Source organism: Mitsuaria sp. TWR114 (assembly GCF_007997345.1).
Genome location: NZ_VOSR01000648.1, coordinates 1 through 2,993 on the forward strand (window position 1 = coordinate 1; position 2,993 = coordinate 2,993).

Consider the following 2,993-nt stretch of genomic DNA (forward strand, 5'->3'; position numbering starts at 1 on the left):
CTGTTCGGCCTGGATCCCGAACACGCGCACGAACTGACCCTGGGCAGCATCGCCCGACTCCAGAACACGCCCGCCCAGTGCACCTGGGCGCAGGCGCGGGTCGCCGATCCGGTGACCGTCGCCGGCCTGAAGTTCCCCAATCGCATCGGTCTGGCCGCCGGCCTGGACAAGAACGGCCGCTGCATCGACGGCCTGGGCGCGATGGGCTTCGGCTTCATCGAGGTGGGCACCGTCACGCCCAAGGCGCAGCCGGGCAACGACAAGCCGCGCATGTTCCGCCTGCCGGCCAGGCAGGCGCTGATCAATCGCCTGGGCTTCAACAACGAGGGACTGGACGCCTTCATCGCCAACGTGAAGCGCTCGCACAGCTTCCGCCACCACGGCGGGCTGCTGGGCCTGAACATCGGCAAGAACGCGGTCACGCCGATCGAGCGCGCCGTCGACGACTACCTGATCGGCCTGGAAGGCGTGTTCCCGCACGCGGACTACATCACCGTCAACATCTCCAGCCCCAACACCAAGAACCTGCGCCAGCTGCAGAGCGACGAGGCCCTGGATGCGCTGCTCGGGCCGCTGCAGGCGCGCCGGCTGGCGCTGCAGGACGAGAGTGGCCGGCAGGTGCCGCTGTTCGTGAAGATCGCGCCCGACCTGGACGAGGACCAGGTGGCGGTGATCGCCGCGAGCCTGAAGCGCCATGGCATCGATGGCGTGATCGCGACCAACACGACGATCGCCCGCGATGCGGTGCAGGGCCTGCCGCATGCCGGCGAGACCGGCGGCCTGTCGGGCGCGCCGGTCTTCGAGGCCAGCAATCGCGTCATCCGCCTGCTGCGGGCGGCGCTGGGCAGCGGTTATCCCATCATCGGCGTGGGTGGTGTGCTCAGCGGCGAGGACGCACGCGCCAAGCTGCAGGCCGGCGCCGACCTGGTCCAGCTCTACACCGGCCTGATCTACAAGGGCCCGGCCCTGGTGCCGGAATGCGCCCGGGCGATGGCGCGGCTCTGACGCCGCCCCGCCTCCCGCACGACCGAAGCGCTCCCTAGGGAGCGCTTCTTTTTTGCGCCCGTCCCACAAAAACCTGCTATCGCAAATGCGAATTACATGCATCTTGGTCATTGACAAGACGATAATGCATCGCATTTGCAACAGCGCCTCATGCCCTCGGCCGCCATGACCGACCTCGCTCCCAGGCCCTCCCGCGCGCCGGGCCGGCTCCCGCCGCTGGCGCTGCTGTCGCGCATCGGCGCGGCAGTGCTCGGCGGCTATGCGTTCTGCTGGGGCTTCATCGCCGTCGTCCATGCCGGGCTGTATGGCCTGGGCATGCCCTTCCACGACGCCGAACACCTGGCCGCGATCCTCGGGGTGCTGCTCTACCTGGTGGTCTTCCTGTGGTCCTTCGCGGCGCGGCGTGTCGGCCGGTGCTGGGCGGTGCTGCTGGCGGGCGGCGGGCTGATGACCGGGGCGGCGGCGCTGATCCAGCGCGCGCTGCTCGCCTGACACAAGGAGGGACCCGTGTTCCAGAACTTCCGGCTCTCGATGGCCTGGCTGCACACCTGGTTCGGCCTGGTGCTGGGCTTCGTGCTGATGGTGGTGTTCTTCTTCGGCTCGCTGTCGGTGTTCGACCGCGAGATCGACCGCTGGGCGATCCCCTCGTCGCGTTTCGCGCCGCAGCCGATGCCGTCCTTCGACACCATCCTCAAGCCCGCCTTCGAGCGCATGCAGCCGGACAAGGACGCGATCGCGCTGCTCGACGGCCGCGTCGACGGGCCGCTGCCCGAGCGCTTCGAGGTCGTGCGCAGCTGGGGCGCCTACACGACGCACCGCGATCCGGTGGTGTCGGTGTTCGCCGGCTTCGAGGTGCCGCGCGCGAAGGACCCGGACGAGACCGTCTTCGCCAGCCACGCGCTGGACCCGCGCACCGGCGCCGTGCTGCCGCAGGGGCAGTTGCGCGTGGGCAGCGAGTTCTTCTATCCGCTGCATTACAGCCTGCACCTGAAATGGAAGGACCTGGGCACCTGGATCGTGGGCTTCTCGGCCTTGATGATGCTGGCCGCGCTGGTCAGCGGCGTTGTGATGCACCGCAAGATCTTCCGGGAGTTCTTCACCTTCCGCCGCCACAAGACCGTGCAGCGCAGCGTGCTGGACCTGCACAACCTGACCGGCGTGGTCGCCCTGCCCTTCCATTTCTTCTTCGCCTTCACCGGGCTGGTGATCTTCGCGGGCATCTACTTCCCGGTGGCCCACACGCAGCTGCATGAACTGCACGAGCTGCACGAGCGCGTCGAGGCGCGCGAGACCGGCCTGCCGCACGAGCGCGCCGGCGTGGCCGCGCCGATGGCCTCGGTGGACGCGATGGTGGCGCAGGCGCAGCGGCGCTGGCAGGCCAAGGGCATGGCGGGCGACGTCGGTTTCGTCTACGTCAGCCATGTGGGCGATGCCAACGCCTACGTCAGCGTCTATCGCGCCGGCACCGACCGCGTCGCGCTGACCGGCGAAGGCGTCCACTTCAAGGCGACCACCGGCGAGCTGCTGCGCGAGGATCCGCCGCGCAGCGCGGTGGACAGCGTCAACGAGTTCCTGACCGGGCTGCACCTGCAGCACTTCCGTCACTGGCTGCTGCGCTGGCTGTACGTGCTGGGCGGGCTGCTGGGCTGCGTCTGCATCGCCACCGGCTTCCTGTTCTTCGTCGAGAAACGCAAGCAGCAGCATGCGAAGGCGGGCAGCGCGGGCAGCCGCGTGGTCGATGCGCTGGCGGTCACCACGGTCACCGGCATGCTGGTGGCGACGATGGCGATGCTGGTGGCCAACCGGCTGCTGCCGGAGTCGCTCGCCGACAAGGGCGACTGGGAGCGCACGGTGTTCTGGAGCGCCTGGAGCCTGGCGATGCTGCACGCCTTCACCCGTGGCGGCGCGGTCGCGCGGGCGCGGATGAACCCGGCCTGGCGCGAGCAGTGCGGCCTGATCGCCGCCAGCGCGGTGACGGCGGTCGTCGC

General features: G+C 69.4%; 3 protein-coding genes. All 3 read left to right on the plus strand.

What is annotated here, in order from left to right; translation table 11 throughout:
- Nucleotides 1–1,005, plus strand: a 1,005-nt coding sequence (locus tag FUT87_RS21545) for a quinone-dependent dihydroorotate dehydrogenase (protein WP_147242339.1), incomplete at its 5' end; no start/stop codon positions are given.
- Nucleotides 1,006–1,170: 165 nt separating this feature from the next.
- Nucleotides 1,171–1,497, plus strand: coding sequence for an iron uptake protein (locus FUT87_RS21550; RefSeq protein WP_147242340.1), 327 nt, complete (start codon nt 1,171–1,173; stop codon nt 1,495–1,497).
- 15 nt (nt 1,498–1,512) lie between these two features.
- Nucleotides 1,513–2,993, plus strand: a 1,481-nt coding sequence (locus FUT87_RS21555) for a PepSY domain-containing protein (protein WP_147242341.1), incomplete at its 3' end; no start/stop codon positions are given.